The sequence below is a fragment of the Helicobacter sp. genome, from assembly GCF_017502485.1.
Classification (GTDB): domain Bacteria; phylum Campylobacterota; class Campylobacteria; order Campylobacterales; family Helicobacteraceae; genus Helicobacter_B.
Genome location: NZ_JAFVUX010000001.1, coordinates 20,221 through 34,543, shown reverse-complemented (window position 1 = coordinate 34,543; position 14,323 = coordinate 20,221). Strand labels below are relative to the sequence as shown.

Genomic DNA, 14,323 nt, shown 5'->3' with positions numbered 1-14,323 from the left:
GTGCGAGCTTGCTAGCGCGTATAGATTGCATAAAGCTCTTTGTAATAAGGGCGAGAGAGGATATAGGAGCTAGCCCTTTCACGCTCTTGTAAAAAGTGCGTGAAATGCGCTTCATACTCATCTAAAATCTTGCATAGCTCCTGCTCCAAGTCATCAAACACAAAGCCCCCAAACCTCTGCGCTGTGGTGCTAAGCTCTTGGCGGTTTGCCACTAGGGCTGGTGTGCCAGAGAGCATAGACTCTACAATGGTTAGCCCAAAGGTCTCATTGAGTAGGCTTGGCGAGATAGAGAGCTTGGCAAGGGCTAGGATTTGCTTTAGCTCCTGTGGGGGCAGGGCAGGGGCAAATTGGACAGGAGAGTTGAGATAGCAAGCAAGTGCATAAAGTTTAAGCAAAGATAGCTCAATAGTTATTATGCCCCCCCCCCCATAGAGATAAAGGTTTATAAGCTTTTTTAGATAGTGGTGGGAGTGCAGGTTTTGCATAATTTCTTCGCGCTTTTGTAGCAAGGTGGCAAATTCGCTCTCATAAGAGTCTAGGGTATTTATGATGCACACTTCTAGGCTTTGTATATTGCTATCTTGCAGGGCTTGGTGCGGGTCAAAGCTAAAGCTTTTGCCATAAAAACTAGCAATGGTCTCTTGCATAGCTCCTAGCTCGCTTGCTATGGGGATAGCTCCGGCTAAGATAGATTCTACAATGGTTAGCCCAAAGGTCTCATACCACAGGCTTGGCAGGATTGATAGCTTTGCCTTAGCTAGAATCTCGGCTAGCTCTTTGGGAGAACGCGCTGGTAAAAAGATGTAAGGAAGCGGACTTGGCTTGCTCTGTGTATTTGGGGTTTTGGAGCTAGAATCTAGCCTAGATTCTAGCTTTATATCTAAGTGTTGCAATAGGCGGTTTGCTAGCTCTAGGCATTTTGGCTTATCATCGCCATCACCTATAATAAGGAGTTTGTAGTGAGAGAAGCGAGGGAGTTTAAGCAGATTGGCAAAGGCGTGGAGTAGCAGGGGGACATTTTTCTCCGGGGAGAGCCTGCCAAAAAACACGAGCAAGTCCTGCTTATCTTGTAGCGATATGTGTGGGTTGTAAAAGTGCGTTTCTATCGGGTTTGTAAGGGTGATTAGCTTGGAGCTATCCCAGCCATCTTGGATGTGTTTTGATCGCTGAAACTCCCCCACGCAAATAATCGTGTCAAAAAGCTCTTTTTCCTGCAAAAATGCCCCTTGGTAAAATGGCACGCGCAGGGCTTTTAAAATCGAGTGGATTCTCCCTCTTCTATCGCAGTTTTCATAGGCTATGCGCAAACCTTTGCTATGCCCTATACATTTCTCGCAAATTTGCCCCTTGGCATAGTTGTATAGCCCGCCATTTGCGCAAGGTCCAAAGCCGTGCTGCGTGTAGATGAGCTTTACTTTTAGGTGCTTTGCCCTATAGGCTTGTAGGGCGAAAAGCACGCTAGGGCTTAGGCGGGAGAGGTAGTTTTGCGTGTGGATAATATCTGGCTTGATAGTAAAAAGAAAGGCTTTAAGCCGTTTGTAATTAGTGGGGTTGAAGATGTATTTATATGCTCCGCGCCATTTTGGATAGAGCTGCCAATCATCAAGGTGTAAAAAATGCGCATTGTCTATGTCGCAAGGGGGCAGCTCATCGCAGCTTGCGACATAGATGTCAAACTGCTTGGATTCTAGGGTGGCTTCTATGGTGTTGCGAAATACACTCTCTGCGCCGCCTTTGAAGGTGTCGGAGGCTAGGTGGAGGAGCTTAGGCAGCGACATAGTCTGCCTCTAAGGTCAATTTAGCTTTTAGCGATAGATGCGGGAGTGGTGAAAAATCCCTGCGGTTACTACCACTTAGGTAGCTCCCTTGCAATTTTTCTTGCAGCCCACATTTCTCATCGCAAAATCCTAGAGTCTTGTGAATTTTTAAAGGTGTCAGTTCTGGGCTGGTTGATTGCTGTGCTTTGCCTAGTAGGACTTGCAATGACAAGAAAAGGGCAGTGCTAGAATCTGCAAAAGTATAAACCTTAAGTCTTAGTGCTGCCCCCCCCCTAAGAGATTTTCTAAAATACTAGCGATTTGTTTAGCACTTGTACCATCGCCATAGGGGTTTTGCTTGGCTGTCATTGTCGCATAGAGCGCTTGATTATGTAGTAGCTCATAAGCGGTGTGGAAGATATTTTGCGGATCTAGTCCCACAAGCTTTAGTGTGCCAGCTTCTAGCCCTTCTACGCGCTCTGTGCTATCGCGTAGCACAAGCACAGGCTTATGCAAAGCGGGGGCTTCTTCTTGGATGCCACCACTATCTGTTAGGATAATATCAGCTCTGTATAAAAGATTGTGGAAAGCAATTACATCAAGTGGGGGGATAATGCGTAGCCGCTCTTGGGATTTAAGGTGCTCTTGCGCACTTTTTTGTATGGCTGGGTTTGGGTGAATGGGGTAGATGACTTTAAGATCTGGGATAGATTCTAGTAGGGCATTCACTGCACTAAAAATCTGCGCTAAATTTTTGCCTAGATTCTCCCTTCTATGAGCTGTTAGTAAAAGACATTTGCTAGTGCCTAGCCACTCTAGCAATGGGTGAGTGAAGCTCTTGCTAATAGTTGTGCGCAGGGCATCTATGGCAGTGTTGCCCACGACAAAAATGCTAGATTCTCTCACGCGCTCATTGAGTAGATGTGCTTTGGTGGTTTTGGTGGGGGTGAAGTGGTAGGTGGCAATTAGGGCTATGGCTTGGCGGTTAAACTCTTCTGGGAAGGGTGTGTGTATATCATAAGTGCGTAGTCCTGCTTCAATATGTGCTATGGGGATATGCTGGTAGAATCCACATAATGCGCCTATATAGGCGGTGGTCGTATCGCCGTGGATACACAGCAACTCTGGCTCTATGTGCTTTAGCAGTGGGGAGAGATGGGAGAGAAGCTTGCAGCTGATAGACTCTAGGCTTTGGTGTGCTGCGTGTATGGATAGATTATAGCTAGGCGTTATATCAAAGGCTTGCAAAATGGGTGAGAGCATCGCATCTGTGTGTTGTCCGCTAGTAATAGTGCAGATAAGAAACTTCTCGCACTCTTCTAGTTGCTTGATAAGCGGAGCTAGCTTGATGGCTTCAGGGCGCGTGCCAAAGAGCACGACGACAAGTAGCTTGCAGAGATTTGGGGCAAATGGCTTATAGAGATTCCATAATCGCTGCTCCATAATCTCCCAAGCAAACTGCTCATCATAGAGTCTCTTTCTGCGCGCTTGCAACTCTTTTGTATCGCTCTTTGCTAGGGTGATAAAGGCTTGTGTTAGATTGCGTGGGCTAAAGTCAATCACTGCGCCAATATTTAGGGCTTCTACAATCTCGCTCATTCCTGTGCCTTGGACCATTACCACAGGCTTACCTAGTAGAAGTGATTCGTAGAATTTATTGGGTGCGGCGTAGATGTGATTGGGTACGCTTGGGTCATAGAGTGCGGTTATGATGTCGCAAGCAGATTCTAGGGCTAGGGTGTCTTCATAGCAGATCTTCCCATAGAAGCTAATGTTTGGCGTGTTTTTGGCATAGCTCTCTACTAGTTCTTGCAAAATCCCAAATCCAGCGATATGTAGCTCAAAGCTTGGCGTGGATTTAATCAGCTCTAGTAGCTCTGGTAGGTAGCGAGCGTGAGAAAGCACGCCGACATAGGCGATTTTGATCCTACTAGGACTAGAATCTAGTAAGGAAAATGGCTTGATAGTTGCAGGCTTCTTGGGGGCATTGTGGATAACTTCTAGGGCTTTGGGCTTGCTTGGGGCAATTTGCTCTAGGCGAGATTTTGCACAAATGATACAAGCATCGCTATGGTTTATGACAAAGGTTTCTAGCGACTTGATAAGTGGCTTTAGGATTCTAGGGACATTGAAGGTATCAACATAGTAGTCAAAAATATCATAGATTAAAGGCTTATTACAAAGCTTTGCTATACAAAGTGCGGGTAGCGCTGTGTCAAGGTCGCAGGCGTGGAGTATGTCGATATGCTTGCGATGTCTCCATAGATACAAGAGAGTTTTAGTTTGGAAGAGAAGTAAGGGGAGGATATTTCTTAGTCCTACCCCATAGCCAGCTTTAATGCCTAGCCTATGAACAAGTATAGTAGGCGTGTGTGGCAAGAGTGGGGCACTAGAGTCTTGCGCATTGCTTCTATCCCACGCAAGCACACGGACTTTGGCACGCTGTTTGGCTAGGCTGGTGGCGATTTTTTGCACTCTTGTGTCTGGGTCGCAGGGATTTGAGCGGATGATTAAGATAGCTACTTTAGCGAATGCGCTAGATTCTAGTGAGGCTTGCATTATGCCACCACCATTTGGTTAGAGTCGCTAGAGTAAGTTGTAACTTCTAAAGCAATATTGGTTAATGCTGAGTGTCGTCGTTTGTTTTCTAAAGAAGTTTGCTGTGATTTGGGGCTTAGAGCTTGATATACCCTAGAGAAAAGATACAAGTAAACAAGCGCATAAAGGTCTGCCACTTGCGATGGTAGCGTAGAGACTTGAGACAAGCCATAATATATACCGCCCCCCCCCAACTGCCATTTATCAGCCCATCATAGCGGTGCTCTAGGACTTGCACGCTTGTAAGGATGGCAATTGCACGCCTTTGCGCGATACTAAAGCTTGCATTAGCGCGTAGGCAATCAACTTGAGAGAGCTTACTAAGCTCGGTGAGCACTTGCCCTATATCAGCAATCTTTTTATCGCGCGTTTTTGCATCGATTTTGCGCGTGATCGAGGAGCTAGAGTCGCAATAGACATAGAGCTTATCAGGTATGCCGATACTCCTTTGTGCTAGTGCTGTTAGCCAAAAGCTTTTAAGCACATCTTCTGCCATTGTTAGGCGGACATCTTCGCCCATATGTGCCACGAGCTTCTCGATCGCGTCTCGTATGTGCGAAGCTTTATAAAGCTTCGCCCATATGTGCCACGGAGGTGTGGCACAATGGGCGAAGACTTCATACAGCACTTCATCTCCGAAAAGTGGCTTGCAAGGCACAGGGGGACTTACGCGCTTGAATGTACGCGGCTCAAAGCGCATACCAAAAAACACAATATCCGGACTTGCATCAGGCTCTTGGGGGCTTTGCTTTGCTTTGCTAGGGTTTGTGGTGCTTTTGGCTTGTGTAGGCGTTTGTGCAGCACTATAGGAGATCTCACACGCATTGGCTGTTAGATAATCATCAGCGTCCAAAAAGGCTATATACTCCCCCAAAGCCTGCCTAATGCCCACAATGCGCGTAGCAAATGTGCCTAGATTCTTTTTATTATGGATAATTTTGATTCTGCAATCTTTATTTGCATAACTTTGTGCAATTTTTATGGAGTTATCATTCCCGCAATCATCTACTACAATAATTTCTATATCATTCAAGGTTTGATTAATACAAGATTCTAAACATCTTTCAATGTAGGATTCTACATTGTAGGTGGGGATAATGATAGAGATTTTAGGCGGCATAGTATAGCTGCCTTGAAGTATATGAGGAGATGTATGCGCTATAACAGAGCTGGCACGCGTAGCTTGGTGCTGCCCCCCCCCCAACGGGATTTTTATATGCTTTTTTATTGGCTAGGAGTGTGAGCTGCTCTAGTGGGGTGGAGTCTGCTAGATTATGTAGCAAGCGATAGAGTCTCTTGCAAGTGCTTGACTCTATAAAGTCATCGCTATCTAGGGGCAAGATGTATTCTCCTCTTGCTACTCTCTCTCCTGCTATGCGTGTGCTAAAAAGCCCAAGATTTTTTTCATTATGCACGATATGGATTCTAGGGTCTTGCTTGGCATAATCTTGCGCGATTTGTATCGAGCTATCACTGCTGTAGTCATCTATAATGATCATTTCTATATCGTGTAAGCTTTGGTTGATACAAGAATCCAAACAGCGCGCGATGGTGGATTCTACATTATAGGCAGGGATAATGATAGAGATAAAAGGGCGCAATATGTGTCCTTAGGGTGTAGGTATTCGTATCATAACTGGGGTTTGATTAAAACTCGCTTTACACGCGTGATTTTGTCTTTGGTAAATGTCTCCACTCTTTTAAGTGCGTTAGAGACTTTAGCCTTTTGTCTGTCTAGCACTGCCATATACCACACTATAACGCTTCTGCTCAAAGAGTGTTAAGCACACCATCTCTCTCCTAAAGCCTCTCTTAATTAAGGCTAATTAACAATAGCTAGCAAAATTGCTCAAGCTGCTTTTCAAAAAGCTCAATATTATTCGCATCTAAAAACAGAGGCTTTTGCAGTATTGCAAGCTACTTGGCTTTGTCTGCTTCTACTCTTTGGCATTAGTAATGGGTGAGTGGAAATGCCCACTTGGGACAAAGTCTATTTGTCCAAAAAGTGCTTGAATCTTGTGTCTAGCTTTGTATAAAGTGCCTTTATAGTGTGGGCTTTTGATGGAGTGTGAGGATGCATAAAATCTCCTTGTAGTGTGAGTTAGCTTGTTTTCTTGCCTAGTAAGATTCTAGCTTGGCTGCGGAATCTTGCTGGGATAAGCTCGCGGACACATACGCGTGGGATTATCCAAAAAAGATATTTAAGTGCGTGGAGTAAAGGGAAAAGGCGATTGTATTTATAGCCGATTTGGCAGTCTTCTTTAAACATCTGCCACGAGAGCCTAGAGCTTACGCCTTGCAGGCTAAAGCTTGCAATCACAAGCGGGATATACTGGAATCTCGCTCCATTATTGTAAGCCTTGGCGAAAAAGTCCGTGTCTCCTGCGATTTTAAAGCCTGTGTCGTAGCGATACTTTTGCATAAGGGGTGTGGCAATAAAGGCGGATTGATGGATAAAATGGTGGTGGTATTTATGTGGTTTTGTGGAGGCATAGAGAATCTTAGAATGTGTGTCATCATAGATAAGCTGGGCATCGCCATAGATGATTTGGGGAGCTGCTTGTGATGAGTCTAGCGAGCTTTGTAAAAAATGTGTGAAAAACTCTTTTAGCGTATTTGGGCTATAAAGTCTATCCCCACAATTCATAAAGTTGCACCACTGCCCTGTGGCAAGCTCTATACCCTTATTCATCGCATCATAGATTCCGCTATCGCACTCACTTAGGAATTGAAAAAAAAGATTTTTCTCTCTATGTGTGGCTGTAAGGTAGATTCTGCTATTTTGCTCTGTATGTTCTAAAGATTCTATTTTGTTAGAATCTGCTTGAGAATCTACTTTCGCACACGAAGTGATGTATTCTAAAATCTTTTCTTTTGTGCCATCACTGCTTGCACCATCAATGATGATGTATTGTATATGTGGGTAGTTCTGTCCCACCACAGAATCCATTGTTTCTGCAATATGGGCTATATCATTATAAACAATCGTAACAACAGAGACAAGCGGTAGCTTCGGTGATTGGGGGCTTTGATTCATTTAGGAGACTTTCTTGTGATTTTGAGACATTGTAGCAAAGATTGGCTGATTATGTATTAGGTTGTAGTGGCAGATATTTGCGTATTTTTCTAGCAATTCTCACTAGTATGGATAATGGTGTAAAAGTTATAGCGAAGCTTATGTAATCCATTACAATATTAGGCGTGATTGCATTTGGATGTTTGAGCGGGAAAACAATATCATAGCTTGGCATTGTGGCAAATTTAGAATCTCCTGTGGTATGAGTGGCATCGCTTCGATTAAAACCGATGTTTGCAATCATATTATTCTTAGGATAAATGCAAAGCCCCTTGTGCTTCCATATACTATGCACAAGTGGATAGTCCCAAGTGTCTATCTTACCTTGAGAATAGGATTTAAAAATTTTATACCAATATCGCCTTTCTCTCACGGAGTAAAAATTATCAAGTAGGCTAAATTCTGCTTCAAAGTCGCTAAACTCTAGCTGATATTTTTGCCACGCTCTAGCCCAGCTAGCCCAGCCCCAAATATGTGGGTATTTAGAAAAAAAGTAGTCTTCTTGCAGCTGTGCTTTTGGGCTAAGCGTATTGACTGAAGTGTTTTTGGCAAAATCAAGCGCACTCCAGCCACTTATCATAAAAATATTTTCTTGCTTAGCATAACGCTCCAAAAGCTCATCGCAGAATCTAAAAAAGCTTAGCGTTGGCAGGCAATCATCTTCTAGGATAATGCCTTGCTTTTCGTGTGAGAAAAACCACGATATAGCAGAGCTTACAGCTATCTTACAGCCAAGATTTGTATCTAAAAATCGTGTGCATATCTCGCACTCCCAAGTAATATGTTCTAAGACACTTGCGCGTATAGTAGCAATCTGCCTTTTTTCTATCGTATTTCTACCTCCATCTGCGGCTAGATAGAGTTTTTTAGGTCGGGCTTTGGCAATTTGCTCTAGGGTGGTAAGTGTAGTATCAAGACGATTGAAAAAGAGCAATAAGATGGCATTTTGGCAGACATAAGCCATTATGCTGCCTTGCTTTCGTCATAGCGATGCGAGACATTTGCATAGGTAATGACAGGAAGTTTATATGCTGCCCCCCCCCTACGCGCTATTATGTGCGCTAGCTTGGCTTGTATGGTTGTGGAGATTTTTGCTAGCTTGCGTTTCACTCGTTTTTGTATGGTGATTTTATGTGCTAGCTCAAAGGCACGAATACGATCTAGTGCTAAAGTAGATTCTATAACTTCTTTGGGGAAAGTAATGGGAAATTTTGTATTTATGCTAGAAGTATTAAAAATATTCCCATTATCTCCACAATGCACTCCACTTCCATCAAAGCCAATTTGATGGATATATGAGAGACTTGGGCAGAGAGTTAGGGCATTGCGCTTATATGAAGCTAAGTAATTAAAAATTGCCCAAGTTTTTAGCTTGCCTTTATGATTTAGTGTGAAATGACTAAAATAGTCGGCTGCTCCATCGCAATTTATGTAGTGAATGTCAGCCTGTGTAAATTCTGCTAAGGATACATCTCTGCTAAAATACTGCCACCTATCACTCCAGCTAGCCCAGCCCCAGCAGTGCGGGATTCTCCAAAAGTAGCAATCCCCCAAGCCTTGTGTAGCTATTGGGTAGCCCCAGCCCGCTATGCTCCATACTTTTGGCTGATCTTTGTAATGCTTAAGGGCAGTATTCATATAGTCTAAAAACACAGGCGATACAACAATATCATCTTCGAGCACAATAATTGCGCCGTGTTTGTTGATAACGCTTGTAACACCATCAATGATAGAATCTGCAAGCCCAAAGTTACGCTCTCTTTGGGTAAAAGTAATATGCTTAAAATATTTTTCCTTTTCATTACTAGCAATAAAGTCTTGCAAGTAGGCACTAACCTCTAGGGCGGAGTCTTTTTGCTCCTTTGTAGCAGTATCTTTCAACCCATCTTGGTAGATATACAATACACTCTCTTTGGCTAAGAGATTGCCCTTTAGTGCGTCCAAAGTTGCTTTAGTATGCCTTGGGCGATTGTAGGTAAAAAGCACGATAGGCGCAAGTGTAGAATCCATAAATTTTAAACTCTCTAGGTGAAATAAGCAAAGCACATTATAACGACCTAGCCCTTAAATTAGACTATGTATTATGTGCTATTTATGCAGGTTTTATGGCTTTTGCTCTACAATGCTTCACTTAGTCGCACTTGTAGAGCGGTGGTAGGTCGCAATTACAAAGGAAAATGATGAAAGCTTCTTATGTTTCATTTATTTTGGGGGTGGGTTTTACTCTAGTGCTAGCGGCTTGTAGTATCGCACTAGCAAAGACAAGTATTATTAGTGTGTGGCATATTTCTCCGCTTATTTTGGGAATTGTGCTAAGCATTGCTGTAGCAGGTGTGTGCTCTGTCTTTGGGCTTAGGATTGTTGATAAATGGAGGAGCGGGGTAGATTTTAGCGGGAAAAAGCTCTTGCGTTTAGGGATTGTTCTCTATGGGTTTTTTGTCTCGCTAGCAGATATGCAAAGTGTAGGGTTTGCGGGATTTGGGCTAGCTATTGGCATCGTAGCTGGAATGCTTATCGCAGGGTTTATTATAGGGGTGAAGATGTTTAGACTTGATGGGGAGTTAGCGATTTTAATGAGTGCGGGCTGTGCCATTTGTGGGGCAGCAGCAGTACTAGCACTAGAATCTGCCCTGCGTACTAATGCGCAAAAAAGCGCGATTGCTATAGGCAGTGTGGTGGTCTTTGGGCTTTTGGGAATGTTTGCCTACCCTATTGTCTATAGTACTGGGCTTTTGCCCTTTGATCAAGCACAAATGGGCTTATATATGGGAGCTAGCCTGTATGAGGTGGCTAATGTCGTGGGGGCAAGTGATGTGCTAGGGCAAGAGGGTGCAAATATCGCCCTTATTGAAAAGATGATTCGCGTAGCCTTGCTAGCGCCTGTACTATTTATCGTTCCATTTTTGTTTGCCAAATACGGGCAAGGCAGTGGGAGTAAAAAGCTCTATATCCCCTACTTCGCGCTAGGCTTTGTGGCGGTGGTGTTTTTGCACTCTTTGGTTGAGATTCCAGCGCAAATTGTGCAGGCGATGCAGTTTGTTTGTGTGCTATGCCTTGGGGCGGCGATGTGTGCGCTTGGCTTGCAGATTGACCTTAGAGCTATGCGAGGTACTAAGGTGGTGTTTTGGTTTGGGCTTTTGCTCTTTGTGCTTGTGAGTGCGCTAGGCTTTGTTGGGGTGCTAGGCTTGCGTACCTTTGGCTAGATTTTAGTGTGGGTGAGTGTTTAAGCTAGAATCTACTTTAAAGTGATAAACACGACCTCTGGTGGGTTAAATATGCGAGGTAGGCGGTAGTTTAGGCTAAGTCCCCTTGAGACTACAAGATACTGTCTTTTACTAGAATCTAGCTCATAGATCCCACCAGCATATTTTGGGAAAAGTCCTTGATTTGGCGCGTAAAGCCCATTGAGTAAATAGGGTAGGCGCACTTGTCCGCCGTGTGTATGCCCGCTTAAGATGAGATTAATGGGCAAGGATTTAAAAAGCTCAATAAATTCTGGACGGTGTGAGAGTAAGATAGAAAAGTCTGCGTGCTTGCTAACTTCTAGGCTACTTTGGCAGGTAGAGTGGATCGTGCTTGAGACAAGCTCTTGCCACTCTTGCTCCCAGAAGCCACCCTTCCACTTTGCTCTATCCCACACAACTTTATCTATGTGTTGATTAGGCTTATTATAAGTGCTGTAATATGGATCATCAACCCCAAAGACTGCTATCTCTAGCCCATTTATACTAAGCATTGTGCAAGGGTGGCTAAAGTCTAGCACAGAGACATTGTAGCTTGCAAGCTTTTGCTTAATGCCTACCATTTCTCCACTCCAAAACTCATGATTGCCACTGACATAAAACTTGGGGATTTTGGCAAGATTAGATTTTACTTTCTTAAAACTTTCCTTTTTAGAATCTGCCCTAGAATCTAGCCGTGCGAAAAACTCCCACGCTCCTTGCATATCTTCTTTATCATCGATTATGTCTCCACTTAGGGCAATAATATGCACCTCTCGCTCTTGCAAGGTGTGTATAATCTCATCTTGATAGAATCTCCCGGAGTGTAGATCACTAAGCAAGGCTATGGTGATAGGTTTGGTGGGTTTTGTGGCAGTGGGGAGTGTAATGATGTAGTCTTGGCTACGCAAGGGTGCATAGATAGCTAGAAGCGCAAATGTAAGGAGTAAAATCCCTAGTAGCACTAGCAACCGCTTATTACTGCTTGGCATTTGTCTTGGTTGGGGCTTCTAGCAATTAGATTTTGGAGATTTTCTATGTGCTGTACAAGGCTTAAGCTTTCTTTATCATAGATTGCTGTATTTGCACCATTTTGGATAGGAAATTTTGTGCCTTGCGTTTGCTTGCTTACTGCTATGGCTACTAGAGGTGAGTAGGCGAAAGAATTTTGCCCTTGCAGGCATATATGGGTGTCATTTATAGACACATCTTTTGTTAAAAGCAGCGTGATCATCTCTATATCACTACCAATGCCCACACTTTGCAAAGCGCGTGTAGGATCTGCGCCACTATCGATAAATAGCACTGCTGTTTCTTGTGCGCTAGCGTGATCTTCTTTTTGCAGTGTTTGCATTGCCATAAGTGCAGTATCAAGTGCTTCAAACTGTGCAGGTTTGCTAGATTCTAGCTCTAGAGTGATGAGCTTTTCTTTAAGCAAAAGCTCTGTTGTGTGGGAGAACCCTAGTATAATGGCATATGCTAAGGCTTGCTGGTATTTGGCTTTTTCTAGGGTATTAAGTAGCTTTTTCTTGCGAGCAAAGCTCTCGCTAAGATCATCCGTATTTGGGGTGAAAATAGATTCTAGTGTGGCTTTAGGGTTTGTCTTGATAGATGGGCTATCTGCTAGGAGTGCTTCTTGATAAGACATATTAAGCTTGGTTGGTGTTTGTAGGTAGTTTTGATAACCTTTCTCATCAAGTGCGACAATATCGCGCTTGTGTAGCGCGCCTTGCGTATTACCTACGATAATTTGTATCCAGTGAGGGTTTGTGCTATCTGTCCTATCAACAAGGCTTGCAGGTAGAAAGTCGCTTTTATTGATCTTGGCGATAATGGCGCCATTAGGAGATTGGCGTGGGTTGATAAAAGTATCTTTGCTATTAAAGTTAGCTCCTTGATTGGCAAAAGCAACTATAGCAAAAGTGCTATACATTAAGATAAGCATCAAAAATTGATACATAGTATGTCCTAGATTGGAACAATGTCGATGATGTGAGAAGTTGGTGGTGGGTACTCCTGTTTCTTTTGTGGAGGAGTCTTGGTGATGGGATAGGGCTTAGCACAGTGTAAAATCGCCGTGAGAAATTGCTCATCTTGCCTGATCCAATAGTTATAATCACACACAAGGATAAAGCACTTTTTCATACGACTAACAGCAACATTGAGTGCGTAGGCAGCGTGGCGATTCCTAGAATCTGTCAAGTGGTGATGCAGCATAACAGGTGAGAACACTACAATCTCAAATTCCTGCCCTTGTGAGCCGTGGATCGTCCAAGTGTGATTATAAGGGATTTGGTATTCATAGAGAAGCTTGCGTTGCTTGACAAATGGAGTAATGACGGCTACAGAATTAGAATGTTTAAGAAGTGTTGGAAAAATGGTGGCTATAACTTGGGCTTCAGCGTGGTTGCATTTATTTTGTGGGGGCTGGCTTTTACAATCGATAAAAAACAAATCCGTTGGGCTATCTTTGCCATACAAGCCATTGTGGTAAATATGGTGGTCAAGGATTTTAGCAAGATTATCGCCGTAGCGGTGAGTTTCACGCAAGATATTTAGACTTGTGTGCGTGAATTGCAATGGGCTTACTTGCGATTTGATAAAGATTTTGGCACTGCTTGTGAAGTGCTCTTGTGTAAAAAAGTCTTCCATAAACAATGCCGATAGATTAAAAAGGTTTGCCCACGCTTTATCACCGTGCATATGTGATGTGGACATTTCACAAATGGGCATAAGCTGCTTGTGATCACCTAGAAGAGTTATAGGGGTATTTTGCGTGCTAAGTGTTAGGGCTTTGATAAGTGGGGTGAAAGCGCACTCATCTAGGAAAAAGTGCGCAAACTCAACATCAAGACTTGCATATCGCTTGACAAAGGCATCTATGGTCATTCCTATAATAAGCGATTCTTTAAGCCTTGATTTTAGGCTTGTAGCACTAAAGAGACTTTGTGGCTGCTTTTTTTGTAGGATTTGTGGGTCGCACACTTCGGCATATTGCTCCATAAAGGCATTGCTGGGTGTACCTAGTCGCAAGATCATCGATCGCTCAATTTTTAGGGTATCAAATTTTTTGATAAGGGATTGTAGAACTTGCTCAAGTGCGGAGTTAGTCGGAGCTAGCACGCATACACGCGTACTATTATAGACATAGTGTAAAAGTGCTTCAAAGAGTACTACTTGTGTCTTACCGCTACCGGGTGCGCCCCACACATAGCTAAATGGCTTGCTAAGAATATCTCGCAAAGCACTTGCTTGCTCTTTATTGAGATAGGGTTGAGTGGTGATAGAGCGATAAGCACTTGTAGAATCTTTGTGTGCGAATATAGGGGGAGCTGCTGGGATAGCAAAGGTGTTTTGCTGCTCGAAGAATGCTTCAAGGTTGCGTATGAGAAATTTAAGATCACTAAAAATTTTTAGCTGGGATTTGTGCTTTTGCACGGCATTGAGTACGCTAGAGTCTAAGCACTCTATGGAGAGAATCTGGCTTTTCTCATCATAAAAACGCACATAAAATCCAAACTCTTCATTAAGTGGAATGGGTGCAACAGATCCAATTTGGATCATCAAAGAGTCAGCGTTAAGCATCTTTGCTTTGATGCGGATATGAATATTTGGATCATCAAAGACAACTTGCGCAACTTGCAATTCTTCACAGCCTAGACTGTGCTCTT

The 14,323-nt window shown here is 43.4% G+C and carries 12 protein-coding genes; 1 reads left to right on the top strand and 11 read right to left on the bottom strand.

What is annotated here, in order from left to right; genetic code table 11:
- Positions 1-11 precede the first annotated feature (11 nt).
- From IKB69_RS00225 to IKB69_RS00190, 8 genes are all read right to left on the bottom strand, one after another.
- Positions 12-1,778 carry a glycosyltransferase gene (locus tag IKB69_RS00225; RefSeq protein WP_290944918.1) on the bottom strand — a complete coding sequence of 589 codons (1,767 nt, stop codon included), beginning with the start codon at positions 1,776-1,778 and terminating at the stop codon, positions 12-14.
- Positions 1,765-1,989, bottom strand: coding sequence for a hypothetical protein (locus tag IKB69_RS00220; RefSeq protein WP_290944916.1), 225 nt, complete (start codon positions 1,987-1,989; stop codon positions 1,765-1,767). The genes IKB69_RS00225 and IKB69_RS00220 overlap by 14 nt, the downstream gene beginning before the upstream one ends.
- 44 nt (positions 1,990-2,033) lie before the next feature.
- Positions 2,034-4,316 carry a UDP-N-acetylglucosamine 2-epimerase (non-hydrolyzing) gene (wecB, locus tag IKB69_RS00215; protein ID WP_290944914.1) on the bottom strand — a complete coding sequence of 761 codons (2,283 nt, stop codon included), beginning with the start codon at positions 4,314-4,316 and terminating at the stop codon, positions 2,034-2,036.
- Positions 4,317-4,431: 115 nt separating this feature from the next.
- The gene (locus tag IKB69_RS00210; protein ID WP_290944912.1) at positions 4,432-5,475 is read right to left on the bottom strand and encodes a glycosyltransferase family 2 protein; all 1,044 of its coding nucleotides are present in this window, start codon (positions 5,473-5,475) and stop codon (positions 4,432-4,434) included.
- On the bottom strand, positions 5,465-5,956 hold the full coding sequence (locus tag IKB69_RS00205) for a glycosyltransferase family 2 protein (RefSeq protein WP_290944910.1): 492 nt from the start codon (positions 5,954-5,956) through the stop codon (positions 5,465-5,467). Before IKB69_RS00205 ends, IKB69_RS00210 begins: the two co-directional genes overlap by 11 nt.
- A 500-nt stretch (positions 5,957-6,456) precedes the next feature.
- A complete protein-coding gene (locus IKB69_RS00200; protein ID WP_290944908.1) occupies positions 6,457-7,392 on the bottom strand; it encodes a glycosyltransferase family 2 protein in 936 nt (311 codons plus the stop codon).
- Positions 7,393-7,441: 49 nt separating this feature from the next.
- Positions 7,442-8,395: a methyltransferase FkbM gene (locus IKB69_RS00195; RefSeq protein WP_290944906.1), complete on the bottom strand. Its 954-nt coding sequence runs from the start codon at positions 8,393-8,395 to the stop codon at positions 7,442-7,444.
- The gene (locus IKB69_RS00190) at positions 8,395-9,441 is read right to left on the bottom strand and encodes a hypothetical protein (protein WP_290944905.1); all 1,047 of its coding nucleotides are present in this window, start codon (positions 9,439-9,441) and stop codon (positions 8,395-8,397) included. Before IKB69_RS00190 ends, IKB69_RS00195 begins: the two co-directional genes overlap by 1 nt.
- A gap of 167 nt (positions 9,442-9,608) precedes the next feature.
- Here IKB69_RS00190 and IKB69_RS00185 point away from each other — a divergent pair, with 167 nt between their 5' ends.
- Positions 9,609-10,634, top strand: a complete 1,026-nt coding sequence (locus tag IKB69_RS00185) for a putative sulfate exporter family transporter (protein WP_290944903.1) — start codon at positions 9,609-9,611, stop codon at positions 10,632-10,634.
- Between the two features lie 32 nt (positions 10,635-10,666).
- On the opposite strand, the gene IKB69_RS00180 is transcribed toward IKB69_RS00185, so the two are convergent.
- From IKB69_RS00180 to IKB69_RS00170, 3 genes are read right to left on the bottom strand one after another with little or no spacing between them, the layout of a single operon-like run.
- The gene (locus IKB69_RS00180) at positions 10,667-11,617 is read right to left on the bottom strand and encodes a metallophosphoesterase (protein ID WP_290945093.1); all 951 of its coding nucleotides are present in this window, start codon (positions 11,615-11,617) and stop codon (positions 10,667-10,669) included.
- Positions 11,617-12,612, bottom strand: a complete 996-nt coding sequence (locus IKB69_RS00175) for a hypothetical protein (RefSeq protein ID WP_290944901.1) — start codon at positions 12,610-12,612, stop codon at positions 11,617-11,619. The genes IKB69_RS00180 and IKB69_RS00175 overlap by 1 nt, the downstream gene beginning before the upstream one ends.
- Before the next feature lie 8 nt (positions 12,613-12,620).
- Positions 12,621-14,297 (bottom strand): AAA domain-containing protein, encoded by a 1,677-nt coding sequence (locus tag IKB69_RS00170; RefSeq protein ID WP_290944899.1) that lies wholly within the window; start codon positions 14,295-14,297, stop codon positions 12,621-12,623.
- Between the last annotated feature and the right edge of the window lie 26 nt (positions 14,298-14,323).

Coding starts and splice junctions, on each gene's coding strand:
- IKB69_RS00195 (WP_290944906.1), bottom strand. CDS start 8,395: ATGGCTTATGTCTGCCAAAATGCCATCTTATTGCTCTTTTTCAATCGT.
- IKB69_RS00175 (WP_290944901.1), bottom strand. CDS start 12,612: ATGTATCAATTTTTGATGCTTATCTTAATGTATAGCACTTTTGCTATA.
- IKB69_RS00200 (WP_290944908.1), bottom strand. CDS start 7,392: ATGAATCAAAGCCCCCAATCACCGAAGCTACCGCTTGTCTCTGTTGTT.
- IKB69_RS00190 (WP_290944905.1), bottom strand. CDS start 9,441: ATGGATTCTACACTTGCGCCTATCGTGCTTTTTACCTACAATCGCCCA.
- IKB69_RS00185 (WP_290944903.1), top strand. CDS start 9,609: ATGATGAAAGCTTCTTATGTTTCATTTATTTTGGGGGTGGGTTTTACT.
- IKB69_RS00210 (WP_290944912.1), bottom strand. CDS start 5,475: ATGCCGCCTAAAATCTCTATCATTATCCCCACCTACAATGTAGAATCC.
- wecB (WP_290944914.1), bottom strand. CDS start 4,316: ATGCAAGCCTCACTAGAATCTAGCGCATTCGCTAAAGTAGCTATCTTA.
- IKB69_RS00225 (WP_290944918.1), bottom strand. CDS start 1,778: ATGTCGCTGCCTAAGCTCCTCCACCTAGCCTCCGACACCTTCAAAGGC.